Below are 21,845 nucleotides of genomic sequence, written 5' to 3' on the forward strand. Positions count from 1 at the left end.
CGAAAAACGCCTGCGCCAACTGGTCGCGTCCGGTCAGCCCGCCCGTTTCAGGCCGCCTTTGGCCTCGATGAAACCGACGATTCGGTCGAGCCCCTCGCTCTTCTTGAGGTTGGTCATGACGAAGGGCCGCTCGCCGCGCATGCGCCTGGCATCCGTCTCCATCTTCTCCAGGGAGGCGCCGACATGGGGCGCAAGGTCGGTCTTGTTGATGACCAGGAGGTCGGACCGGGTGATACCCGGGCCGCCCTTGGACGGGATCTTGTCGCCGGCGGCGACGTCGATGACGTAGATGGTGAGGTCGGCCAGCTCCGGGGAAAAAGTGGCAGCGAGATTGTCGCCGCCGGATTCGATCAGCACGAGGTCAAGTCCGGGAAATTTGGCACGCATGTCCGCGACCGCAGCGAGATTCATCGAGGCATCCTCGCGGATCGCCGTGTGCGGACAGCCGCCGGTCTCGACGCCGGCGATGCGATCCGGCGTCAGCGATCCCGAACGCACCAGGAACTCCGCATCCCATTTGGTGTAAATGTCGTTGGTGATTGCCGCAATGTCATAGCGCTCGCGCATGGTCTTGCAGAGCAGGTCCATCAGCGCGGTCTTGCCCGATCCGACCGGACCGCCGACGCCGACACGCAAGGGACCGTGAGATTTCGCCATGTGACTCGTTCTCTCCTGATGACTTGACGGCCGCACCGCTCACGACCGAAACAAGCGGGTATATTGCGTCTCGTGCCGCAAGCTGGCGAGATCGGCCCGGAACGTCGCGCTGCCGAGATCATCCAAGGTTGCATTCAGCGCGCGATTGGCGGTGGCGGCGACGGCGGCTTCCAGCTTCACCAGCACACGCTGGCTATCGGTCTGGCCGAGCGGAATGAGCCGGCTGGCGGCGGAAATCCAGTTCGAGACCAGCGCATGCAGGAAGGCGTGCAGCGTCGGCGCCAACGGCACGGCGTGCATCGCGGCAACCACACCGACCGCGACTGGATAGACCAATGGCGCGCCGCATGCCGCGACCGTCGCGTCCAGTCCGTCAGCATCCCACGCGGCGCGCGAGATGTCGATGAAGGCGCGGCCCTGTGAGGTCGTCTCCAGCTGCCGCTCGCGCGACGGCACGAAGGCGCTCGCGAGCTCGGCGATCTCGTTCAATGTGGCCGTCTCGCCCGATTCCGTGGCGCGATAGGCGTGGACCAGAAACGTGGCGTCACAGAAGCCGGAGCCGTCGCCGAGCATCGCATCGAGCCAATCCGCCAGCGCCATCGTGTCGGTGACGTCGCCCGCCTCGACCGCCCATTCGATGCCGCTGGAGTAGGAGAAGCCGCCGACGGGAAATGCCGGCGAAAGCCAGGTCATCAGCCGGTACAGCGCCGCCGCCTCGCCCTCGGCAAGATCACCGGCGCCGACCGGCTCATTTGTGGTCATGAGCATGCTTGTGGCCGTGGTGATGGTCGGGATGATCGCAATGCTCGTCGTGGTGATGGTGGTGCTCGTGGCTATGGTCGCGCGAGCCATGATCATGGTGGTGGCCATGGTCATGGTGATGATGGCCGTGATCATGATGCGCATGGTCGTGTCCATGCGCGTGGCCGGCATCGGCGTAGGCGCCGCCTTCGGGATCGAACGGCGCCTCGATCTCGATCACACGCGCGCCGAGGCCCTTCACCATCGCCTCGATGACGTGATCGCGGCGGATGCGCAGGGCCTTGGCCAAGATCTGGGTCGGCAGATGACGGTTGCCAAGATGCCAGCCGACGCGGACGAGGTGGTGCGGATCGCGGCCGCGGATTTCGAGCAGCGGCTCGGGCGCCGCGACCACCTCGATCAGCCTTCCGTCCTCCAGCACCAGCGCATCGCCGCCGCGCAGCGCGACGGCATGCTCCAGGTCGAGCAGGAATTCGAGACCACGCGTTCCCGTCATCACCATGCGACGACGGTGCCGATCGTCGAAATCGAGCACGACCGTGTCCACTGGTGCTTCCGTGAAGCGGTGCTGTCCCCTGACCTGCGTCGCCCGGATCATGCGTCTTACCTCTTTACCGTGTCTCGACCTTCTCGGGCGTGATGTATTCGATCTTTGGCGGCGCCGTGAAGCATTTCACCGCAACGCGGCCGAACGTCTTCATGTGCTCGGCAGCGCGATGCGGCCCCAGCGCTTCCATATTCTCCCACTGCTCGACGAACACCATCTTGGCAGGGTCGGTGACGCTCTCATGCAGGTCATAGGCGATATTGCCGGGCTCTTTCCGCGTCTCCTTGATGCAGGCGGTGGCGGCTGCAATGAATTCGGCGCGCGTCTCGGGCTTGATGGTCAAGGTTGCAACGACGTAGATCACGAGAAATCCTCCCGGCTTTTCTTCTGAGGGTTACGATACCGGGCGGGACATTAGACCAGGCGGGACCGAACGCAAAACCGCAAAAAGCCGTCCCCGGACACCGCCGGGGACATGCGTCGAGGCGCTATTTCAGTACATGAAATATCGCTGCGCCATCGGCAGCACCTCCGCCGGAGCACAGGTCAGGAGCTCGCCATCGGCGCGCACTTCATAGGTCTCCGGATCGACCTCGATATTGGGCGTCGCGTCGTTGTGGATCATGCTCTTCTTGGAGATCTTGCCGCGGGTGTTCTGGACCGCATAGAGCTTCTTCTCGATGCCGAGCTTTCGCGCCAGGCCACCGGTGACCGCGGCCTTGGAAGTGAACACCACCGAAGATGCCGTACGCGCCTTGCCGAACGCGCCGAACATCGGTTGGTAATGCACCGGCTGCGGCGTCGGGATCGAGGCGTTGGGATCGCCCATGGGCGCCGCGACGATGGTGCCGCCCTTGACGATGCAGTCCGGCTTGACGCCGAAGAAGGCCGGCGACCACAGCACGAGATCGGCGAGCTTGCCCTTCTCGACCGAGCCGATCAGCTTCGACACGCCATGCGCGATCGCCGGATTGATCGTGTACTTGGCGATGTAGCGCTTGACGCGGAAATTGTCGTTGTCCTTGCCCTTATCCTGCGGCAACGACCCGCGCTGCTTCTTCATCTTGTCGGCAGTCTGCCAGGTGCGGATGATGACCTCGCCGAGGCGGCCCATGGCTTGGGAATCCGAGGACATCATCGAGAGCGCGCCGAGGTCGTGGAGGATGTCCTCGGCCGCGATCGTCTCCTTGCGGATGCGGCTTTCGGCGAACGCCAGATCTTCGGCGATCGAGGGATCGAGATGGTGGCACACCATCAGCATGTCCAGATGCTCGTCGATGGTGTTGCGGGTGAACGGCCGCGTCGGGTTGGTCGACGACGGCAGCACGTTCTTCAGGCCGGCGACCTTGATGATGTCAGGGGCATGGCCGCCGCCGGCGCCTTCGGTGTGGAAGGCGTGGATGGTGCGGCCCTTGAAGGCCTTGATCGTGTCCTCGACGAAGCCGGATTCGTTCAGCGTGTCGGTGTGGATCATCACCTGGATGTCGTGATCGTCGGCCACCGACAGGCAATTGTCGATCGCGGCCGGCGTGGTGCCCCAGTCCTCGTGCAGCTTCAGCGCACAGGCGCCGGCCCTGATCATCTCGACCAGCGCGGCGGGGCGCGACGCGTTGCCCTTGCCGGAAATGCCGAGATTGACCGGGAAGGCGTCGAACGACTGGATCATCCGCCCCATGTGCCAGGGCCCCGGCGTACAGGTGGTCGCGAAGGTGCCGTGCGATGGGCCGGTGCCGCCCCCCAGCATCGAGGTGACGCCCGACATCAGCGCGTGCTCGATCTGCTGCGGACAGATGAAATGGATGTGGCTGTCGAAGCCCCCGGCCGTGAGGATTTTTCCTTCGCCTGCGATCACGTCGGTGCCGGGGCCGATGATGATGGTGACCCCGGGCTGGATGTCGGGATTGCCGGCCTTGCCTATGCCCGCGATCATGCCGTCCTTGACGGCGACGTCGGCCTTCACGATGCCCCAATGGTCCACGATCAGCGCATTGGTGATGACGGTATCGGCCGCGCCCTGCCTGTTGGTGACCTGCGACTGCCCCATGCCATCGCGGATCACCTTGCCGCCGCCGAACTTCACCTCCTCGCCATAGGTGGTGAAATCCTTCTCGACCTCGATGATGAGGTCGGTGTCGGCCAGCCGCACCTTGTCGCCGGTGGTCGGGCCGAACATGTCGGCATAGACGGAACGCTTCATCTTGACGGACATCACAAGCCCCGTTTGCGATTGAATGTCTGGTTGGTCACAGCAAGGCCTTTGCTGCTTTCACGGCGTCATCGAATTTTTCGTCGAGCCACGCATTGCCGCCGCGGCACCCCGCCACGACCTGCGTGGCCCAGGCGATATAGTCGGCGAGATCTTCGCGCTCCCCAGCATTCGGATCGGTTTGAATGCGCGCGCCCGTATTGCTGATCTTGTCGGCGATCTTGATCAGCTTGGCGCCCGGCGATTTGTGGGGCGCGTCCTCGATCTGCTTCTGCCGCCGCTTCGCTTTCGGCAAGCTCATGTCGTCGGTGCACTCGGCAACGAGGGACGCGACCCGATCGGAAAATCTCTGCGCGAGCTCCTCGCGCGTGGTGTCGGTGTCCTCGATGGTGTCGTGCAGCCAGCCGGCCGCGACCAGCTCGGCATCGGCGCCGTTGGTCGCAGTCGCGAGCAGGTTCGCGACCTCTGCGAGATGATTGATATAGGGCTCGTTGCCGCGACCCTTGCGCGCCATGCCGTTATGGCGCTGCGCGGCGAGCTCGGCAGCTTCCGAGACGAGGCGGATTGGTGAGAGCATGGAAATACCTCCGTTTCCGCCTCAACCATGCCGCGCCGTGCTCGTTCCTGCGGAGGTCACAGCTTCCCCATCACATCGCCGCGGAAACCGTAGATCGTCTTCTTCCCCGCCATGGCGACGAGCTGGACGTCGCGGGTCTGGCCGGGCTCGAAGCGGACGGCGGTGCCGGCGGCGATGTCGAGGCGCATGCCGCGCGCCTTCTTGCGGTCGAACTTCAGCGCGGGGTTGGTCTCGAAGAAATGGTAGTGCGAGCCAACCTGGATCGGGCGGTCGCCGGTATTGGCGACCGTCAGCGTCACGGTCTTGCGGCCGGCGTTGAGCTCGATCTCGCCGTCCTGGATGAAGAGTTCGCCGGGGATCATGCGCTACCTCGTGTTGCTCCGCTGCGTCATGGCCGGGCTTGTCCCGGCCATCCACGTGTTGGCGTCTGGTTTGATAGCCGTGGATGCCCGGGACAAGCCCGGGCATGACGATGTTGATACAGTCTCGCGCTTCAACGGATCGGCTCGTGCACGGTGACGAGCTTGGTGCCATCAGGAAAAGTTGCCTCGACCTGGATGTCGTGGATCATCTCGGGAATGCCCGGCATCACCTGGTCGCGGGTCAGAACTTGCGCGCCTGACTGCATCAGCTCGGCGACGGTGCGGCCGTCGCGCGCGCCTTCCAGAATGAAATCGGAGATGATCGCGATCGCCTCGGGATGGTTGAGCTTGACGCCGCGGTCCAGCCGGCGGCGGGCCACGATCGCCGCCATCGAGATCAGAAGCTTGTCCTTTTCGCGGGGAGACAGATTCATGCGACATCTCTTCCGTTCAACACGTCAATTCAACCAGTCTAGTTCAGCCAGAGTCGCGGCAGGGCCGCACCGGTGCGCGCCAGCACCGTCATCATATCGGCGCGCAAGCGCGCCGCATCTTGGGCACAGAACCGCGCCATTGCAAAGCCATTCCAGGCCGAGATTCCGACTTCGCCGGAGAACGATTCCGACGCCTCCCGGATGCGCTCGACCAGGGCTTCGTCGCCGGGCACGATCAGGGCTGTGCCGATCGCCGCGCCACCTTTGGCGACGGCGGACCGGCCGAGCTTGGCACCGATATCGCCGTCGAGCCGGACCGTCTCGGCGAACACCAGCCGCCCGCCGCGGCGTAGCCGCCAGCGGTCGACGAACTCGCCCTGCTCCATCCGCTCGCCCATGGCGGTGCGGCCGAACACCACGATCTCGCAGAGCAGGAGCGAGGCCGCCTCGTCGAGGTCGATGTCGAAGCGGCGCTGGACGCGGGCACGGTCGAACAGAATCGTCTCCTGGGGCAGCCAGGCAAGATGCGCGCCCGCGCCGACCTTCAGGGCGATGTTGAGCTGCGCTGCCGCTCCGGGCGTGCGATAGACCTTTTCGGCGGCCGCTGTGGTCAGCGTCAGCCGCGCTGCATCCGCCGCCGCTATCTCGATATCAAAGCGATCACCGCCGGCAACACCGCCGGCCGTGTTGACGAACACGCCGGACAGGCCCTGATCTTCCGGCGAGGGAAAGCGGACGCGGAGCGAACCGGATTCATGCAAGGTGCCGCGCCGTGTCACCCCGTCGCGCGCATGCACGTCGAAGCGCACGGTGCCACGGGCACGGTTGGCCTCGAACAGCGTGGACGTGGCTGACAATTCGCTGCGCATCCGTTTCCCCCAGCCGGTCGCGGCAGGTCTGTTCCGGCTTACAGCGCCATCTGGCGGCTGATCTCGCCCGGATCGAGATTGGAGCGGTCGCAGGTGAACTTCACCGCGCCGCGATCCATCACCGCGAAACTGTCGCCGAGTTCGCAGGCAAAGTCGAGATATTGTTCGACCAGCACGATGGCGATGTTGCCGAGGTTGCGCAGATACGAAATGGCGCGGCCGATGTCCTTGATGATCGAGGGCTGGATGCCTTCGGTGGGCTCGTCGAGCAAAAGTAGTTTCGGCCGCATCACCAGCGCGCGGCCGATCGCGAGCTGCTGCTGCTGGCCGCCGGAGAGATCGCCGCCGCGCCGGCCCTGCATGGATTGCAGCACCGGAAACAGCGAGAACACGTCGTCCGGAATGTGCTTGTCCTCGCGCTTGAGCGGGCCGAAGCCGGTCTTGAGGTTCTCCTCGACTGTCAGCAGCGGGAAGATCTCGCGGCCCTGCGGCACGAAGCCGATGCCCTTGCGCGCCCGCTCGTACGGCCTGAGGCCGGTGATATCGCTGCCGTCGAACACGATTGCGCCCGACGAGATCGGATATTGCCCGACCATCGCGCGCAGCAGCGAGGTCTTGCCGACACCGTTGCGCCCGAGCACGCAGGTGACCTTGCCGGGCTCGGCCGAGATCGAGACGCCGCGCAGCGCCTGGGCAGCACCGTAAAACAGGTTGATGTCTTTCACTTCAAGCATCGGAAACACCTTTGCGGGCGAATAGCGAATGGCGAGTAGCGAATAGGAGAAGCGGCCAGTCCATTCGCCATTCCCTATTCGCCATTCGCTACCTTCCCAAATACACTTCGATGACCCGCTCGTTGGACGAGACTTGGTCGATGGTCCCTTCCGCGAGCACCGTGCCTTCGTGCAGGCAGGTGACCTTGACGCCGAGTTCGCGCACGAAGGTCATGTCGTGCTCGACCACCATGACGGTGTGGGTCTTGTTGATTTCCTTCAGCAGCTCGGCGGTGAGATGCGTCTCGATGTCGGTCATTCCCGCGACGGGCTCGTCAACCAGCAGCAGCTTCGGATCCTGCGCCAGCAGCATGCCGATCTCCAGCCATTGCTTCTGGCCATGGCTGAGGCTGCCAGCGAGGCGATTGCGGGCCTCGGTGAGGCGGATCGTCTCCAGCACCCTGTCGATGCGCTCGGACTCCGCCTTGCTGCCGCGCCAGAACAGCGTGCCGCGGACCGAGTGGTCGACATTGAGCGCCAGCAGGAGATTGTCCTGCACGGTCTGGCTCTCGAACACGGTCGGCTTCTGGAATTTGCGGCCGATGCCAAGCTCGGCGATGCGGGTCTCGTCGAGGCGCGTCAGGTCGGTGACGCCGTCGAACAGCACGGTGCCTTCATCCGGCTTGGTCTTGCCGGTGATGATGTCCATCATCGTGGTCTTGCCGGCGCCGTTCGGGCCGATGATGGCGCGCATCTCGCCGGGCTCGAGCGTCAGCGACAGATTGTTGATGGCGTGGAAACCGTCGAAGGAGACGTGCACGCCGTCCAGATAGAGCATTGCGGAGGTTGCGCGGGTGTCCATGACGTTCATGACCGCTTACTCCGCCATCTTGGGTTCGGTGACGCCGTCTTCGGCCGCAGCGCTCACGGAAGTCGCGGGGGTGCGTTTTTCCTTCGACTGATCCCACCAGGCGTTCAAGGTGCCGACGATGCCCTTGGGCAGCAGCAGCGTCACCAGGATGAACAATGCGCCCAGCATGAACAGCCAGTACGGCGCGAGCACGCCCGAGGTGAAGAACGTCTTGGCGTAGTTGACGACGACGGCGCCGAGTGCCGCGCCGACCAGCGTGCCGCGGCCGCCGACCGCGACCCAGATCACCGCCTCGATCGAATTGCCCGGTGCGAATTCGCTCGGATTGATGATACCGACCTGCGGCACGTAGAGCGAGCCGGCGACGCCGGCCATGCAGGCCGACACCGTGAACACGAACAGCTTGTAGGATTCGACGCGGTAGCCAAGGAAGCGCGTGCGCGATTCCGCGTCGCGCACGGCAATCAAGACCTTGCCGAGCTTGGAGGAGACGATGGCGCGGCAGATCAGGAAGCCGATGATCAGCGCCAGGCAGCTCAGCGCGAACAGCGCGGCGCGCGTCCCCTCCGCCTGCACGTTGAAGCCCAGGATATCCTTGAAGTCGGTCAGGCCGTTATTGCCGCCAAAACCAAAGTCGTTGCGGAAGAAGGCGAGCAGCAGCGCGTAAGTCATCGCCTGCGTGATGATCGACAGATAAACACCGGTGACACGTGAGCGGAAGGCGAGCCAGCCGAAGCAGAAGGCGAGCAGGCCGGGCACGACCAGCACCATCAGCGCGGCGAACCAGAACATGTCGAAGCCGTACCAGTACCAGGGCAGCTTCTCCCAGTTCAGGAACACCATGAAGTCGGGCAGGATCGGATTGCCGTAGACGCCGCGGGTGCCGATCTGCCGCATCAGGTACATGCCCATGGCGTAGCCGCCGAGCGCGAAGAAGGCGCCGTGGCCGAGCGAGAGGATGCCGCAATAGCCCCAGATCAGGTCGATCGCGAGCGCCAGGATGGCGTAGCAGACATACTTGCCCCAGAGCGCGACAAGATAGGTCGGCACCTGCAGGAACGAGCCCGCGGGAAGCAGCAGGTTGGAGAGCGGAATGAGGATGCCGCAGGCCGCGACGACGGCAAGGAAGATCGTCGCGCTGCGGTCCAGCGATCGCGTCAGCATGTGAGGGGTCATGCTTCCACCGCACGGCCCTTGAGCGCGAACAGGCCGCGCGGCCGCTTTTGAATGAACAGGATGATGAGGACCAGGATGGCGATCTTGCCGAGCACGGCACCGGCGACCGGCTCCAGGAACTTGTTGGCGATGCCGAGCGTGAAGGCGCCGACCAGCGTGCCCCAGAGATTACCGACCCCGCCGAACACCACGACCATGAAACTGTCGATGATGTAGCTCTGGCCGAGATTGGGACTGACATTGTCGATCTGCGACAGCGCCACGCCGGCGATGCCGGCAATGCCCGAGCCGAGGCCGAAGGTCAGCGCGTCGACGCGCGAGGTGGCGATGCCCATGGAAGCCGCCATGCGGCGGTTCTGCGTCACCGCACGCATTTCGAGGCCCAGCGCGGTGTAGCGCAGCATCGCGAGCAGAATCGCGAACACGGCGAGCGTGAAGACAAGGATCCAGAGCCGATTGTAGGTAATGGTGATCTGGCCGAGCTCGAACGCGCCGCTCATCCAGGAGGGGTTGCCGACCTCGCGGTTGGTCGGGCCGAACATGGTGCGCACCGCCTGCTGCAGCACCAGCGACAGGCCCCAGGTCGCGAGCAGCGTCTCCAGCGGGCGGCCGTAGAGGAAGCGGATGATACTGCGCTCGATCAGCACGCCGATCGCGCCGGCGACGAGGAAGGCGAGCGGCACGGCGATCAAGAGCGAATAGTCGAACAGGCCGGGATAGCGGGTACGGATCACCTCCTGCACCACGAAGGTGGTGTAGGCCCCGATCATCACCATCTCGCCATGCGCCATGTTGATGACGCCCATCACGCCGAAGGTGATGGCGAGCCCGATCGCGGCGAGCAGCAGCACCGAGCCGAGCGAGAGGCCGTACCAGGCATTCTGCACCATCGACCAGACCGCGAGCGAATTCTGGATCGAGCCGATCGCGCTCGCGGCGGCCTTGGTGACCGAGGCCGGCTGGTCGCCCATTCCGGTGAGCAGCGCCAGCGCATCCTGGTCGCCCCGCGCCTTGAGGGTTGCGACCGCTTCGAGCTTCTCGACCTCGGTGGCGTCGGACTTGAACAGCAGGATCGCGGCTCGGGCCTCAGTGAGCGCCGCCTTGACGGATTTGTTGGCTTCCTTGGCAAGCGCGGCATCGACCGCCTCGAGCGCGGTCTCCTCGTGCGACTTGAAGACGGACTGCGCGGCTTGCAGGCGCGTTCCCAGATCCGGAGACTGCAGCGTCAGGCTCCCGAGTGCGGCGTCGACGCTGCGGCGCAGGCGGTTGTTGAGGCGAACCGCGCTCGCACTGTCGGGAACGCTGGCGACGGCCTCGCCGGTCGCAGCGTCGATCGACTTACCGTCGGCACCGGTGACGTAGACCTTCTTGCTGTCGGGATCGGCCATGAGACGGCCGTCCTGGAGCGCATTGATGATGGGAAAAGCCAGCTTGCTGCCGCTGCCCGCGATCACACCGATCGCTTCTTCCGTGTCGGAAAAATCATCGTTGGCGAATTTGGCGACCGCATCCTCGAACGGACCGGCGAAGGCCGGCAGTGCGAACGCAATCAGGAACAACGAGAGTGCAAGCGAACAGAGACGAGCGGACAAATGGGCTGGCACTGTGAATGACCCCGGCAGAAATGAGTGGAGAAGGCGGCGGGATCGCCGCCCTCTCCGGTCTTGCAATGGAGCGTCAGATCGGGATCAGGAGCCCGAGCCGAGGCACTTGTTGGACTTGGTGTTGAAGTTGCCGCACTTCTTGCCGACCCAGTCGCCGATCAGGTCCTTGGAGCCGTCGAGCTCCTTCGACCAGGCGTCGCCGGGGACGAGGCTCGGGGTTTTCCAAACCACGTCGAACTGGCCGTTGCCCTTGATCTCGCCGATGAACACCGGCTTGGTGATATGGTGGTTCGGGAGCATCTTGGAGGTGCCGCCGGTCAGGTTTTTGGCTTCGATGCCCGGGAGAGCGTCGATGACCTTGTCGGGATCGGTGGACTTCACCTTCTCGACCGCCTTGACCCACATGTCGAAGCCGATCACGTGCGCTTCCATCGGATCGTTGGTCACGCGCTTCGGATTCTTGGTGTAGGCCTGCCACGCCTTGATGAACTTCTCGTTCTCCGGCGACTTGATCGACTGGAAGTAGTTCCAGGCGGCGAGGTGGCCGACCAGCGGCTTGGTGTCGATGCCGGCGAGCTCTTCCTCACCCACCGAGAACGCCACCACCGGGATGTCCTTGGCCTTGATGCCCTGGTTGCCGAGCTCCTTGTAGAAGGGAACGTTGGCGTCGCCGTTGATGGTCGAGACCACCGCGGTCTTCTTGCCGGCCGAGCCGAACTTCTTGACGTCGGCCACGATCGTCTGCCAGTCGGAATGACCGAACGGCGTGTAGTTGATCATGATGTCTTCCTGGGCGACGCCCTTGGACTTCAGATAGGCCTCCAGGATCTTGTTGGTGGTGCGCGGATAGACGTAGTCGGTGCCCGCGAGCACCCAGCGCTTCACCTTCTCGTCCTTCATGAGGTAGTCGACGGCAGGGATCGCCTGCTGGTTCGGCGCGGCCCCCGTGTAGAACACGTTACGCTCGCTCTCCTCACCCTCGTATTGCACGGGGTAGAACAGGATGCTGTTGAGCTCCTTGAACACCGGGAGCACCGACTTACGCGACACCGAGGTCCAGCAGCCGAACACGACCGAGACCTTGTTCTTGGTGATCAGCTCGCGCGCCTTTTCGGCGAACAGCGGCCAGTTCGATGCGGGATCGACGACGACGGCTTCCAGCTTCTTGCCGAGCACGCCGCCCTTCTTGTTCTGCTCGTCGATCAGGAAGAGGATGGTGTCCTTCAGCGTGGTTTCGCTGATTGCCATGGTGCCGGACAGGGAGTGGAGTACACCCACCTTGATGGTGTCGTCGGCGGCCTTTGCGCCAGTCAATGAAGCCAGACCGAGCATCAGTCCGGCGGTCGCAGCGAGCACGCCGCGGCGGCTAAATGACGCCGCTATATCGTGAGTGGATTTGTTAAACATGAGTGCCTCATCTCCCTGACGCAGACGTGAAAACGCTGCGAAACGGCCCCACGGCCGCCTGCGGTTAACGGAATCGCAAGAACCATGCCATGGGCTGGGCACCTATCAACTTATTGAATTTGCTAAACTAATTGGCAGAAATCGAAGTTTCTCCGCAGTCTTACAGCCTAAATCATGGGCAACATAAATGTATGCGAAAGCGGCAGTCAGACTACTTTCTAAGCAGATCGCCAATTCTGGCTAAATTTCTGGCAGCAGTATTTTTGCACCGCACCCGCTGTTTTGGAGGCAAGTGCCTTGAAAGCGCCCCCTCGATGTTCCATATGAGCGTTCGAGACCTCTTGCGAATCAAGGGGTCGTAGCGAGCCGCGTGTTCTTAAGCCCTCTCCGGGCCTCTGGCTTGCCCCATATCATCCAAGCCATCCGACACCCCAAACACGCAGGTGTCTTCTCGACACCCTTTTGCGCGCGCCGCGCTGATGCGCCGGGCGTTCGCTTTTGACATGGAAAGAACCCCTCTTTTGACTTCGTTTCAGGACTTCGGCCTCGCCGAACCCATCGCGCGCGCTCTTCGTGAAGAGAATTACGTCACCCCAACCCCGATCCAGGCCCAAACCATCCCGCTGGCGTTGACCGGCCGCGACGTCGTCGGCATTGCCCAGACCGGTACAGGTAAGACCGCGTCCTTCGCGCTGCCGATCCTGCATCGTCTGCTCGAGAACCGCATCAAGGCGCAGCCCAAGACCGCCCGCGTGCTGGTGCTGTCGCCGACCCGCGAGCTGTCCGGCCAGATCCTCGACAGCTTCAACGCCTACGGCCGCCACATCCGCCTGTCCTCGACGCTCGCGATCGGCGGCGTGCCGATGGGCCGCCAGGTCCGTGCGCTGATGCAGGGCGTCGACGTGCTGGTCGCCACCCCCGGCCGCCTGCTCGACCTCGTCCAGAGCAACGGCTTGAAGCTTTCAAGCGTCGAGTTCCTTGTGCTCGACGAAGCCGACCGCATGCTCGACATGGGCTTCATCAACGACATCCGCAAAATCGTCGCCAAGCTGCCGATCAAGCGGCAGACGCTGTTCTTCTCGGCCACCATGCCGAAGGACATCGCCGAGCTCGCCGATTCCATGCTGCGCGACCCCGCCCGTGTCGCGGTGACCCCGGTGTCCTCGACCGCCGAGCGGATCAACCAGCGCATCCTGCAGGTCGACTTCGCGGCCAAGCCGGCCTTCCTGACCAAGCTGCTGCAGGACGAGGCGATCAACCGCGCGCTGGTCTTCACCCGCACCAAGCACGGCGCCGACAAGGTGGTGAAGACGCTGGCCAAGGCCGGTATCGCCGCCAACGCCATTCACGGCAACAAGTCGCAGAATCACCGCGAGCGTACGCTGGCCCAGTTCCGATCGGGCGAGATCCGCACCCTGGTCGCCACGGACATCGCCGCCCGCGGCATCGACGTCGACGGCATCAGTCACGTCATCAACTTCGACCTGCCGAACGTGCCGGAGACCTACGTCCACCGCATCGGCCGCACCGCACGCGCCGGCGCCGACGGCACCGCGATCTCGCTGGTCGCGGGCGGCGAGGAGCTCGGCTATCTGCGCGACATCGAGCGGCTGATTCGCGTCGCCCTGCCGCGGGAGGACCACCGCACCGACGCCGGCCGCCGCGACCCCGGTCCCGCTCCGTCACAGCAACGACAGGGCCGGCCGGGCCAGCGCCCGCAAGGCGCACGGCACGGTGACGGACGTCGCGCCGACGAACGGCATGCCGACGGGCGCCACCATAGTGCCGGCAAGCAAGGCGACGGCAGGCACGGTGAGGGACGCCACCCCGAGGCAAGGCATGCGGACGGACGGCCCGGCAGTGGCCCGAATGCCCCCAAGGGTTCTCGCCGCCGCCGCTCCGGTGGTAAGATGCATTCATCGCCTGTCGACCGTCCGGAACAGCGTTCCGCGCATAGCGCCGGGACCCCTGATGGGATACAAGGCGTTGCCTTTTTGCGCCGCCAGAGTCGGCCAAACAGCCAACCGAACCGCAAACCCTATTCGCACTAGCCGTCCACGACCTGGAGATATCAATGGCTAAGGAAGAGCTGATCCAGTTCGAAGGACTGGTCACCGAAATCCTCCCCGATGCCCGCTACCGCGTGCAGCTCGACGCCGGACACGAGATCGTTGCCTATACCGCCGGCAAGATGAAGAAGAACCGCATCAAGACGCTCGCGGGCGACCGCGTGACGGTGGAGATGTCGCCCTATGACCTCGAGAAGGGCCGACTGATTTTCCGCCACAAGGACGAACGTCCCAGCACGCCGGGCGGACCGCCCCGTCCCGGACAGCGCGGCGGCCAATTCCGCCGCCGCTAGTCGGCTGCGGCGCGGGTTCGAATTCCGATCTGTTAGGTGATCCGCCGTTGACATCACGGCGGATCAAAAAATCGTGCGCGTCCGGATTGTTTCGAACCGTTGCTTCCGATAAAATGAATTAATCGATTTTCGGCCGGACGACATTGGCATCCACCGGTACAGCCGGTTCAGACACGCTGACGACCCTTCCAGAAATTCGATCTAACCCTGCCCGCGCGAGCGGGCTCCGACATAGTGTTATCTGAGAGGGACTACCCCGTGAGCATGGGAACCGTGAAGTGGTTTAACGCAACCAAGGGCTACGGCTTCATTCAGCCCGACGATGGCGGCCAGGACGTGTTCGTTCACATCAGCGCCGTGGAGCGCGCCGGCCTCGGCTCGCTCCGCGAGGGCCAGAAGATCTCCTACGAGATCGTGGCCGACCGCCGTTCCGGCAAGTCGGCGGCGGACAACCTGCGCGCTGCGGGCTGAGCCCGCCGGGCGCCGGCCCGATCAGCGAGCCAAAGCAAAAAGGCCGTGCGCAACGCACGGCCTTTTTCATGTCACGGGCGGCTGACAGATCTCAACACGTCGACGGCACGTTGTTGTAGGGCACGCAGGTGACCTGACGCGGCCGCGTGTAGGAGAGATCGCTCAGGGTTACGCTCGACTTCAACACGTAGCCGATGGTCGGCGTGTAAGTGTAGTTGGCTTCGCTCAGGATGAGATAGCTCGACGGAATCAAGAGTGCCGGGGGAATCATCGTGGTGACCGTGTCGCCGGCGTTCCGAGCCGAGGTCGCAAGCGTGGCTTGCGTCGCGCCGCTCGCAATCGTGCCGGCCCTGCTCCACTGGACCTTGGCGATGCTGTTGGCGTCGATGTAGATCTGGGAGATCGTGCCCTTCACGAGCGCAGCGTCGTAAGGCATGACGACGGAGATGCTTGCCGTGAACGTATCCTTCATGCCGGCATCGTTGAGCGTGGTCGACTGCGAGGTCAAATCGGACAATGTCCGCGCGATCAACGTGATTTTGCGGTCGATCGCCACGGCGGACGAAAATTCCACGGTGCCGAAGAACATCACCAGCATCAGCGGTACGATGATCGCGAATTCGGTCGCCGCCAGGGCGCGCTTGTCGGCGACGAAGCCGCGCACGGAGCCGCGTGCATTCCTCCAGATGTTCGCAATCGCCCGCATCGGTCCGCCCAGATCCATCTGCCTCAGAAGGGTTCGTTCTTGAACGCCACCGTCGCCACCATCAGCCGCTTGTTGCTGCATCCCGCGTTGTAGCCGAGGCCGGTGACGATGAGCGGCCATTGATAGAAAAGGCGCACCACGACGACCTGACCGGAGCTTCCGGCACTGTACTGCATGCCGGAGGGATTGAAGGTACAGGAGGTGCCGAAGTTGGTGAGGCTGAGCGTTCCAAAGGAGCTGGTGCTGACAACGTCGACGTAAAGCTTGCTGCAATCGAACAGCGCCGGGATCTTGCTGCAGACGAAGGTCTTGAACGTCGTCTGATCGCATGCAGCGACCGTGTTGGGCGCGGACTGGCAGGCCGCCACCGAGCCGCCCTGTGCCTGAGCCTGGCCGGTTAGAATCGCGCGCGCGGAGTCCTGCGCGATGGTTTCGAGTACCTGGCTCGAGAAGAACATGAGCGCCGTCTCGAGGATCGCGAATAGCAGCGCGAAGAACATCGGCGCGACCAGCGCAAATTCGACGGCCGCGGAGCCGCGGCGGTTGCCGCGAAACCGGAGCAGCGCTTTCCGGAGCGTGAACCTCGTAGGTGCAGGCGATGGCATCTCGTCAAATTCCCCAGCGGCTGGCGATCATCTGCCCGTTCAATAGCGGAAACTGATTGTCTAAGTGTTTCAGACGATCCGCTTCCGGCGGACCGCGCCGTTAACACCGCGTTAACCAGCGCCCGCAAGCGGGAGGAAGCACGGCATGCAACGAGGTGCCGCCCTCGAATCGAGCGGCTTGGCGGGATCGAGGCCCGCCCGTGGGCTAGTTTGGCTTGGCAGCCGCGCCGGCACCCGCACCTCCGCTGGCGCTGCTGCTCAGCGTACCGGCCTGGCTCATCGCGTTGTTGAAATAGGTGTCGCTGTCGCCGAGCGTCACGCGGCGCTGGCAGAGCGGCACGCAGCTGTAGGACTCCCGCTCGACTCCGCGATAGACGGTGACGAGTCGGTCGCTCGGACCTTCGACCTGGATCTGGCGGTCCACCAGAATCTCGCCGCCACGGTCGAGCGCGATGAAGTTGGTGGCCCCGTAGCCCTTTCCGGTCACGACGATCATGCCGCCGGGCTGGAGCGTGACGTCGGCGATCAGGGGATTGCCGACCACGATGGTGGCCACCTTGCCGGGCAGCCGCACCAGCTTGGCCTGGTCGACATTGACGGCGATGGTATCGGCGGCAGGCTCGGCGAGGCCGGCGGCCGGCGAGGCCAGCACCGCAGCGGCAACCAGTACACAGACGCGCACATGACGGCGCAGCATTTCTTTACGCATACTCTTACCCCCGGGACGTCACAGACCGGCAGAAGCGACCGAATACAGCGGAGCCGGTGCCCGACCCGGCTAACCTGCCTTTAATTCGTGAACGTTCCGCAAACTCGCCGCGTATTGTTTGAACGGACGGACATTTGCGGGCTCGCCCCTAAAGCGCGATGAGTTCTGGATGAATCGTCATCGCGCTTTAGGTTGTGGTTTACGCATGATCTTTCCGGAAAACCGCTTCGCACTTTTCCGGATCATGCTTTAGTGCCGGAACGGATAGGCGAGCTGGCCCCCGATCTCCTTGGGCATGGCCGCTTCGTCCTTGCCGTAATCCTGCGGCAGCCTGCCCTCCGGCATGCGGAAGGTGCCGAACAGCACGTCCCAGATCGGGAACGTTCCGGCGAAATTGGTGTCGCCGCCCTCTTCAAGCGAGGTGTGGTGCCAGCGATGGAAGACCGGCGTCGCCAGCACGTATTTGAACGGTCCGAAGGTCCAGTTCAGGTTGGCGTGCACAAAGGCCGAGTGGAAGGTGGTGAACGGGCCGACCCAGACCATGACGTTCGGGGAGATGCCTGCCATCAGCAGCACGACGTCGACGCTGATCGTCCCGAGCAAGAGATTGACCGGATGGAAGCGCGCCGCGGAGATCCAGCCGATCTCCTCCGACGAATGATGGATGGCGTGATATTTCCAGAAGCCGCCGTCGTGGAAAAGCCGATGCAGCCAGTACAGCATGAAATCGGACAGCACCAGGAACAGCACGGCCTGCAGCCACAGCGGCAGCTGCGCCAGCGGACCGTGGCCATTGTCGTAAAAGGCGATGAGCTCGTCGGCGTCGTGGATGTTGAAGACGACGCTGGCACCGACGACCAGCAGCCCGATCCGCATGGTGCGGGCGAACACCGGAACGAAGAACCAGTAGCAGATGTCGGTGACGATCTCCCGCTTGCGCCACCACGGCGCGCCGGGATTGCAGGCCCAGAAATGCTCCAGCACGGTGAAGACCGCCGCGAGCACCAAGGTGACCGGGATCACCTTGACGATGGTCTCGCCGAGCATCAAGGCGACTTGCATGGGCAGGCTCGACATCGTCGCCTCTCTCCGCGAATTCCGCTGTAGCTTAAGGCCTACTCCGCGAAATTTAAGGGAGGGTGAAGCACGCGCCGCGTTGGCGGCGCATCCGGAACCGCAACGAATTTGCAGGTGCCGTCTTAAGGCGAAATTCACTCTGGGCAAAAGCATCGCGCCGGACGTGGGATTACCCGGTCGAATTAACTCTCCCGAAAGAGCTCGGCTCTCATGGTCGTCGCGTCAACGACAGCGCCGAACGAGGCGGTCGCCACCCAGACGGAGTTTTGTTCATGAAGAACTTGATTGCGCGTTTCGCGAAGGATGAATCCGGCGCCACCGCCATCGAATACGGCCTGATCGCCGCCGGCATCGCGCTGGCCATCATCACCGTCGTCAACAATCTCGGCACCACGCTGAACGCCAAGTTCAGCTCGATCAGCACCTCGCTGAAGTAAGCGGGTCCACGAACGACGGCAAAAGCCCCGGACCTCCGGGGCGTTTGTTTTTCTGAAGACGGCGAGTTCCAGTGGCGTTGCACGAGTTCAGAACCGATGCCGCGGTCGCGGCCCACGAGACGGAAGCGGCGCAGGCCGGCTCGCCGGTCTATTGGATCTGCCTTGCGCTGCTGGTTGCGACGGTCGCGCTCGCCGCACGTATTGCCAGCTTCTGGTGAAAGCGCGTTCGTCGGCCGAGGCCCGGGCGAGCCCGTGCCGCCGTTGTCGGTTTGTTTAGCATCGTGCGCTAGCATCGCCCGAAGCAGCTCCCGCGACAAACCCAGGCCTCAAGACGCAGCCCATGATTCTCGACCTTGCGCGCCTTCTGCTCTTCCCGGCCCTGATGGCGTTCGCCGCCGCGAGCGATCTCTTCACGATGACGATCTCGAACCGCGTATCGCTGGCGCTGGTGGCGGGCTTCTTCGCGCTCGCCCTCGCCGGGGGCATGGCACCTTACGAGATGCTGAGTCATGTCGGCGCCGGTGCGCTCGTTCTGGTCGTGGCCTTCACCTGCTTCGCCATGGGCTGGGTGGGCGGCGGCGACGCCAAGGTCGCGGCCTCCGTCGCGCTCTGGTTCGGCTTCCCACATCTGATGAACTTCCTGCTCTACGCCTCGCTGTTCGGCGGCGCGCTGACGCTGCTCCTGCTGCAGTTCCGGCAATGGCCGCTGCCTTACGGGCTGGCAGGACAGGCCTGGCTCGCACGGCTGCACGCCAAGGAGAGCGGCATTCCCTACGGCATCGCGCTCGCGCTGAGCGCGCTGATGGTCTACCCGGAGACCGAATGGGTGAAGGCGATCGACCTCGCTCGCCTCGCGCTGCGCTGAACGCCCCGGGTAAACCCGGCGTTAAGGCGATTTAGATACGCCTCATTAACCATGCTTTGACGAATAGCTGGTCAACTGCCGATCACGGCGGCGGCAGCGTCGCGGCGTATTGTTGGAAAGTTGAAGCGTATGAATAGGGCACGCATTGTCGTCCTGACGGTCGCCATCTGCGCCGGCGGCGTCGCCGCGTACCTGGCGAGCGGCTCCGACAATTCTGCGCCGCCTCCGGTTCCGGTCGCGCAGCTGCCGACCGTCGACGTCCTCGTGGCCAAGAACGACATCGGCCTCGGCCAGACCGTGAAGCCCGAAGACGTGCAATGGCAGACCTGGCCGACCGCGACCGCCAGCGCCACCTTCATCCGACGCAACGAGCGCCCCGACGGTGCGACCCAGGTGACCGGCTCGATCGCGCGCGCGCCCTTCATCCAGGGTGAGCCGATCCGCGACCAGAAGCTGGTCAAGGCCGAAGGTTCCGGCTTCATGGCGGCAATCCTGCCCACCGGCATGCGGGCGATCTCGACCGAGATCTCGCCGGAGACCGGCGCGGGCGGCTTCATCCTGCCCAACGACCGCGTCGACGTCCTGCTCACCCGCCGGCTCAAGAACCCGGATCAGAGCAGCGGCGCTCCCGACATCGTCACCTCCGAGATCATCCTGGCCAATATCCGGGTCCTGGCCATCGACCAGGCACCCAAGGAGAAGGACGGGCAGAACGCGGTGATCGGCAAGACCGTCACCCTCGAGCTCAATCCCGCGCAGACCGCAACGCTCTCCGCGGCGCGTCAGAGCGGCACGCTGTCGCTGGCGCTGCGCAGCATCGTCGACGTCAAGATGAGCGAGATCACGCTCGATGACTCCGCGCAGAAGCGCGAGGGTGTCTCGATCATTCGCTACGGCATTCCAAGTCAGGCGGCTAAGGCACGATGAAGACAGTCGACATCAAATACAGGGCAGATTCGGCGACGATGCGGACCTCACTGGTCCGCGCCCTGTCGTTTTCGGCCGCCCTCGCGCTGGCGCTCAACCCGGCGATCGCCCCGGCGGTCGCCGCCGATTACCGCCCCGTGCCGCAGGCCGCGGCGGACGGCCAGATCAACGCGCGTTTCCTCTCGCTCGGCATCGGCAAGTCGGTCGTGATCGACCTGCCGCGCGACATCAAGGACGTGCTGGTCGCCGATCCCAAGATCGCCAATGCGGTGGTCCGCTCCGCACAGCGCGCCTATATCATCGGCGCCGCGGTCGGCCAGACCAATATCGTGTTCTTCGATTCCGCCGGGCAGCAGATTGCGGCCTACGACATCGCGGTGAAGCGCGACCTCAACGGCGTGCGGGCCGCACTGAAGCAGGTTCTGCCCAACTCAGACATCCAGATCGACGGCCTGGGCGACGGTATCGTCCTGTCCGGCACGGCCGCCAACCCTATGGAGGCGCAACAGGCCAACGAGCTCGCTGCGCGCCTGGCCGGCGGCGTCGACAAGGTGGTGAACTCGATCGTGGTGCGCGGCCGCGACCAAGTCATGCTCAAGGTGACCGTTGCCGAAGTCGCGCGTACGATCGTCAAGCAGCTCGGTATCGACCTCACCGCCAACCTCAACTACGGCACATCGGTGGTGAGCTTCAGCAACTCCAACCCGTTCACGGCGCTCGGCCGTAATCTGGTGGATGGCAACAATCTCACTGCGAGTTTCGGCGCGACGCCTTCGGTGCAGGCGACCCTGCGTGCGATGGAGAGCGCGGGCGTGATCAGGACGCTTGCCGAGCCGAACCTGACCGCGATCTCCGGAGAGTCCGCCACCTTCCTCGCCGGCGGCGAATTTCCGGTGCCGGCGGGTTATTCGTGCGATCCCGTCACGCGCGTCTGTACCACTCAGATCAGCTTCAAGAAGTTCGGCATCTCACTCAACTTTACGCCTGTGGTCCTGAGCGAAGGCAAGATCAGCTTGCGGGTGATGACCGAGGTCTCCGAACTGTCCAATGAGAATGCGATCACGCTGTCGCAGGCGGTGACCTCGAACACGGTCAACTCGCTGACGGTCCCCTCAATCAAGACACGCCGCGCAGAGACTTCGTTGGAAATTCCGTCCGGCGGCGCGATGGCGATGGCCGGCCTGATCCAGCAGCAGACCAAGCAAGCTGTCAACGGAATGCCGGGGCTGATGCAGCTCCCGATCCTCGGCACGCTGTTCCGCAGCCGCGACTTCGTCAACAATGCAACCGAGTTGGTCGTGATCGTGACGCCCTATGTGGTCCGCGCGGTGGCGCCGAAGGACCTGTCGCGGCCGGATGACGGCTTCGCCCCGCCTGCGGATCCGCAGGCGCAGCTGATCGGCAATATCAACCGGATCTACGGCGTGCCGGGCCGGACCGAACCGGCCAAGAACTACCGCGGCACCTACGGCTTCATTACCGACTGAGGCGGAACGGGGAT

Annotated in this window: 26 protein-coding genes; 8 read left to right on the forward strand and 18 right to left on the reverse strand. The window is 64.0% G+C overall.

Annotated features, from left to right (window positions below; translation table 11 throughout):
- Positions 1 to 33: 33 nt before the first annotated feature.
- The 14 genes from ureG to urtA form a co-directional block, all read right to left on the reverse strand.
- Entirely contained in the window at positions 34 to 657 is a 624-nt protein-coding gene (gene ureG, locus I6F17_RS16295; protein WP_025033975.1) for an urease accessory protein UreG, read from the reverse strand.
- A gap of 39 nt (positions 658 to 696) precedes the next feature.
- A complete protein-coding gene (locus I6F17_RS16300) occupies positions 697 to 1,425 on the reverse strand; it encodes an urease accessory protein UreF (RefSeq protein ID WP_225127294.1) in 729 nt (242 codons plus the stop codon).
- Positions 1,406 to 2,017: an urease accessory protein UreE gene (gene ureE / locus I6F17_RS16305; protein WP_225127152.1), complete on the reverse strand. Its 612-nt coding sequence runs from the start codon at positions 2,015 to 2,017 to the stop codon at positions 1,406 to 1,408. The genes I6F17_RS16300 and ureE overlap by 20 nt, the downstream gene beginning before the upstream one ends.
- 13 nt (positions 2,018 to 2,030) lie before the next feature.
- Complete coding sequence (locus I6F17_RS16310; protein WP_035998129.1) at positions 2,031 to 2,330, reverse strand: putative quinol monooxygenase; 300 nt, start codon at positions 2,328 to 2,330, stop codon at positions 2,031 to 2,033.
- 129 nt (positions 2,331 to 2,459) lie between these two features.
- Positions 2,460 to 4,175 carry an urease subunit alpha gene (gene ureC, locus I6F17_RS16315; RefSeq protein ID WP_036036862.1) on the reverse strand — a complete coding sequence of 572 codons (1,716 nt, stop codon included), beginning with the start codon at positions 4,173 to 4,175 and terminating at the stop codon, positions 2,460 to 2,462.
- 34 nt (positions 4,176 to 4,209) lie between these two features.
- The gene (locus tag I6F17_RS16320; protein WP_225127141.1) at positions 4,210 to 4,749 is read right to left on the reverse strand and encodes an HD domain-containing protein; all 540 of its coding nucleotides are present in this window, start codon (positions 4,747 to 4,749) and stop codon (positions 4,210 to 4,212) included.
- A gap of 56 nt (positions 4,750 to 4,805) precedes the next feature.
- Positions 4,806 to 5,111 carry an urease subunit beta gene (locus tag I6F17_RS16325; RefSeq protein WP_026202067.1) on the reverse strand — a complete coding sequence of 102 codons (306 nt, stop codon included), beginning with the start codon at positions 5,109 to 5,111 and terminating at the stop codon, positions 4,806 to 4,808.
- A gap of 131 nt (positions 5,112 to 5,242) precedes the next feature.
- Positions 5,243 to 5,545 carry an urease subunit gamma gene (locus tag I6F17_RS16330; RefSeq protein WP_007605424.1) on the reverse strand — a complete coding sequence of 101 codons (303 nt, stop codon included), beginning with the start codon at positions 5,543 to 5,545 and terminating at the stop codon, positions 5,243 to 5,245.
- A 38-nt stretch (positions 5,546 to 5,583) separates the two neighbouring features.
- Positions 5,584 to 6,414 carry an urease accessory protein UreD gene (locus I6F17_RS16335; protein ID WP_225127139.1) on the reverse strand — a complete coding sequence of 277 codons (831 nt, stop codon included), beginning with the start codon at positions 6,412 to 6,414 and terminating at the stop codon, positions 5,584 to 5,586.
- Positions 6,415 to 6,452: 38 nt separating this feature from the next.
- Positions 6,453 to 7,148 carry an urea ABC transporter ATP-binding subunit UrtE gene (gene urtE / locus I6F17_RS16340; RefSeq protein WP_225127136.1) on the reverse strand — a complete coding sequence of 232 codons (696 nt, stop codon included), beginning with the start codon at positions 7,146 to 7,148 and terminating at the stop codon, positions 6,453 to 6,455.
- Positions 7,149 to 7,236: 88 nt separating this feature from the next.
- A complete protein-coding gene (gene urtD / locus I6F17_RS16345) occupies positions 7,237 to 7,998 on the reverse strand; it encodes an urea ABC transporter ATP-binding protein UrtD (protein WP_036036854.1) in 762 nt (253 codons plus the stop codon).
- A gap of 6 nt (positions 7,999 to 8,004) precedes the next feature.
- Positions 8,005 to 9,174, reverse strand: a complete 1,170-nt coding sequence (gene urtC, locus I6F17_RS16350; RefSeq protein WP_225127134.1) for an urea ABC transporter permease subunit UrtC — start codon at positions 9,172 to 9,174, stop codon at positions 8,005 to 8,007.
- Positions 9,171 to 10,778, reverse strand: a complete 1,608-nt coding sequence (urtB, locus tag I6F17_RS16355; protein WP_225127132.1) for an urea ABC transporter permease subunit UrtB — start codon at positions 10,776 to 10,778, stop codon at positions 9,171 to 9,173. The genes urtC and urtB overlap by 4 nt, the downstream gene beginning before the upstream one ends.
- An 84-nt stretch (positions 10,779 to 10,862) precedes the next feature.
- Positions 10,863 to 12,185, reverse strand: coding sequence for an urea ABC transporter substrate-binding protein (urtA, locus tag I6F17_RS16360; RefSeq protein WP_225127130.1), 1,323 nt, complete (start codon positions 12,183 to 12,185; stop codon positions 10,863 to 10,865).
- 479 nt (positions 12,186 to 12,664) lie between these two features.
- Here urtA and I6F17_RS16365 point away from each other — a divergent pair, with 479 nt between their 5' ends.
- The 3 genes from I6F17_RS16365 (at position 12,665) to I6F17_RS16375 (ending at position 15,018) form a co-directional block, all read left to right on the forward strand.
- The gene (locus tag I6F17_RS16365; RefSeq protein ID WP_225127128.1) at positions 12,665 to 14,236 is read left to right on the forward strand and encodes a DEAD/DEAH box helicase; all 1,572 of its coding nucleotides are present in this window, start codon (positions 12,665 to 12,667) and stop codon (positions 14,234 to 14,236) included.
- A 23-nt stretch (positions 14,237 to 14,259) separates the two neighbouring features.
- Positions 14,260 to 14,547: a translation initiation factor IF-1 gene (gene infA / locus I6F17_RS16370; RefSeq protein WP_035998101.1), complete on the forward strand. Its 288-nt coding sequence runs from the start codon at positions 14,260 to 14,262 to the stop codon at positions 14,545 to 14,547.
- 258 nt (positions 14,548 to 14,805) lie between these two features.
- Positions 14,806 to 15,018, forward strand: coding sequence for a cold-shock protein (locus I6F17_RS16375; RefSeq protein WP_035998097.1), 213 nt, complete (start codon positions 14,806 to 14,808; stop codon positions 15,016 to 15,018).
- Between the two features lie 91 nt (positions 15,019 to 15,109).
- Here the strand turns inward: I6F17_RS16375 and I6F17_RS16380 are convergent, their stop codons facing one another.
- The 4 genes from I6F17_RS16380 to I6F17_RS16395 all read right to left on the reverse strand — a co-directional run bounded on the left by I6F17_RS16380 (position 15,110) and on the right by I6F17_RS16395 (position 18,115).
- Entirely contained in the window at positions 15,110 to 15,724 is a 615-nt protein-coding gene (locus I6F17_RS16380; protein ID WP_036036873.1) for a TadE/TadG family type IV pilus assembly protein, read from the reverse strand.
- Between the two features lie 23 nt (positions 15,725 to 15,747).
- Positions 15,748 to 16,329, reverse strand: coding sequence for a TadE/TadG family type IV pilus assembly protein (locus I6F17_RS16385; protein WP_036036844.1), 582 nt, complete (start codon positions 16,327 to 16,329; stop codon positions 15,748 to 15,750).
- Between the two features lie 205 nt (positions 16,330 to 16,534).
- Positions 16,535 to 17,038 (reverse strand): pilus assembly protein N-terminal domain-containing protein, encoded by a 504-nt coding sequence (locus I6F17_RS16390; RefSeq protein ID WP_036036842.1) that lies wholly within the window; start codon positions 17,036 to 17,038, stop codon positions 16,535 to 16,537.
- Between the two features lie 249 nt (positions 17,039 to 17,287).
- On the reverse strand, positions 17,288 to 18,115 hold the full coding sequence (locus tag I6F17_RS16395; RefSeq protein ID WP_036036840.1) for a sterol desaturase family protein: 828 nt from the start codon (positions 18,113 to 18,115) through the stop codon (positions 17,288 to 17,290).
- Between the two features lie 272 nt (positions 18,116 to 18,387).
- On the opposite strand from I6F17_RS16395, the gene I6F17_RS16400 reads away from it, so the two are divergent.
- The 5 genes from I6F17_RS16400 (at position 18,388) to I6F17_RS16420 (ending at position 21,831) form a co-directional block, all read left to right on the forward strand.
- Positions 18,388 to 18,552, forward strand: a complete 165-nt coding sequence (locus I6F17_RS16400) for a Flp family type IVb pilin (RefSeq protein WP_025033956.1) — start codon at positions 18,388 to 18,390, stop codon at positions 18,550 to 18,552.
- Positions 18,553 to 18,629: 77 nt separating this feature from the next.
- The gene (locus I6F17_RS16405) at positions 18,630 to 18,770 is read left to right on the forward strand and encodes a hypothetical protein (protein WP_162131143.1); all 141 of its coding nucleotides are present in this window, start codon (positions 18,630 to 18,632) and stop codon (positions 18,768 to 18,770) included.
- Between the two features lie 122 nt (positions 18,771 to 18,892).
- Positions 18,893 to 19,417: a prepilin peptidase gene (locus I6F17_RS16410; RefSeq protein ID WP_036021607.1), complete on the forward strand. Its 525-nt coding sequence runs from the start codon at positions 18,893 to 18,895 to the stop codon at positions 19,415 to 19,417.
- A gap of 129 nt (positions 19,418 to 19,546) precedes the next feature.
- Positions 19,547 to 20,344, forward strand: a complete 798-nt coding sequence (cpaB, locus tag I6F17_RS16415; RefSeq protein ID WP_036036838.1) for a Flp pilus assembly protein CpaB — start codon at positions 19,547 to 19,549, stop codon at positions 20,342 to 20,344.
- On the forward strand, positions 20,341 to 21,831 hold the full coding sequence (locus I6F17_RS16420) for a type II and III secretion system protein family protein (protein ID WP_085974449.1): 1,491 nt from the start codon (positions 20,341 to 20,343) through the stop codon (positions 21,829 to 21,831). The genes cpaB and I6F17_RS16420 overlap by 4 nt, the downstream gene beginning before the upstream one ends.
- The last annotated feature ends 14 nt before the right edge of the window (positions 21,832 to 21,845 follow it).

The sequence above is a fragment of the Bradyrhizobium sp. NBAIM18 genome, from assembly GCF_020193825.1.
Classification (GTDB): Bacteria; Pseudomonadota; Alphaproteobacteria; order Rhizobiales; family Xanthobacteraceae; genus Bradyrhizobium; species Bradyrhizobium yuanmingense.

What these genes read in the sequence shown, in the direction of transcription:
- ureE (WP_225127152.1), bottom strand. Translation starts at nt 2,017, where the DNA reads ATGATCCGGGCGACGCAGGTCAGGGGACAGCACCGCTTCACGGAAGCA.
- I6F17_RS16420 (WP_085974449.1), top strand. Translation starts at nt 20,341, where the DNA reads ATGAAGACAGTCGACATCAAATACAGGGCAGATTCGGCGACGATGCGG.
- urtE (WP_225127136.1), bottom strand. Translation starts at nt 7,148, where the DNA reads ATGCTTGAAGTGAAAGACATCAACCTGTTTTACGGTGCTGCCCAGGCG.
- I6F17_RS16410 (WP_036021607.1), top strand. Translation starts at nt 18,893, where the DNA reads ATGATTCTCGACCTTGCGCGCCTTCTGCTCTTCCCGGCCCTGATGGCG.
- I6F17_RS16390 (WP_036036842.1), bottom strand. Translation starts at nt 17,038, where the DNA reads ATGCGTAAAGAAATGCTGCGCCGTCATGTGCGCGTCTGTGTACTGGTT.
- ureG (WP_025033975.1), bottom strand. Translation starts at nt 657, where the DNA reads ATGGCGAAATCTCACGGTCCCTTGCGTGTCGGCGTCGGCGGTCCGGTC.
- urtA (WP_225127130.1), bottom strand. Translation starts at nt 12,185, where the DNA reads ATGTTTAACAAATCCACTCACGATATAGCGGCGTCATTTAGCCGCCGC.
- I6F17_RS16395 (WP_036036840.1), bottom strand. Translation starts at nt 18,115, where the DNA reads ATGTCGAGCCTGCCCATGCAAGTCGCCTTGATGCTCGGCGAGACCATC.
- cpaB (WP_036036838.1), top strand. Translation starts at nt 19,547, where the DNA reads ATGAATAGGGCACGCATTGTCGTCCTGACGGTCGCCATCTGCGCCGGC.
- I6F17_RS16330 (WP_007605424.1), bottom strand. Translation starts at nt 5,545, where the DNA reads ATGAATCTGTCTCCCCGCGAAAAGGACAAGCTTCTGATCTCGATGGCG.
- infA (WP_035998101.1), top strand. Translation starts at nt 14,260, where the DNA reads ATGGCTAAGGAAGAGCTGATCCAGTTCGAAGGACTGGTCACCGAAATC.
- ureC (WP_036036862.1), bottom strand. Translation starts at nt 4,175, where the DNA reads ATGTCCGTCAAGATGAAGCGTTCCGTCTATGCCGACATGTTCGGCCCG.
- I6F17_RS16380 (WP_036036873.1), bottom strand. Translation starts at nt 15,724, where the DNA reads ATGCGGGCGATTGCGAACATCTGGAGGAATGCACGCGGCTCCGTGCGC.
- I6F17_RS16325 (WP_026202067.1), bottom strand. Translation starts at nt 5,111, where the DNA reads ATGATCCCCGGCGAACTCTTCATCCAGGACGGCGAGATCGAGCTCAAC.
- I6F17_RS16300 (WP_225127294.1), bottom strand. Translation starts at nt 1,425, where the DNA reads ATGCTCATGACCACAAATGAGCCGGTCGGCGCCGGTGATCTTGCCGAG.
- I6F17_RS16385 (WP_036036844.1), bottom strand. Translation starts at nt 16,329, where the DNA reads ATGCCATCGCCTGCACCTACGAGGTTCACGCTCCGGAAAGCGCTGCTC.
- I6F17_RS16335 (WP_225127139.1), bottom strand. Translation starts at nt 6,414, where the DNA reads ATGCGCAGCGAATTGTCAGCCACGTCCACGCTGTTCGAGGCCAACCGT.
- urtD (WP_036036854.1), bottom strand. Translation starts at nt 7,998, where the DNA reads ATGAACGTCATGGACACCCGCGCAACCTCCGCAATGCTCTATCTGGAC.
- I6F17_RS16320 (WP_225127141.1), bottom strand. Translation starts at nt 4,749, where the DNA reads ATGCTCTCACCAATCCGCCTCGTCTCGGAAGCTGCCGAGCTCGCCGCG.
- I6F17_RS16400 (WP_025033956.1), top strand. Translation starts at nt 18,388, where the DNA reads ATGAAGAACTTGATTGCGCGTTTCGCGAAGGATGAATCCGGCGCCACC.
- I6F17_RS16365 (WP_225127128.1), top strand. Translation starts at nt 12,665, where the DNA reads ATGCGCCGGGCGTTCGCTTTTGACATGGAAAGAACCCCTCTTTTGACT.
- urtC (WP_225127134.1), bottom strand. Translation starts at nt 9,174, where the DNA reads ATGACCCCTCACATGCTGACGCGATCGCTGGACCGCAGCGCGACGATC.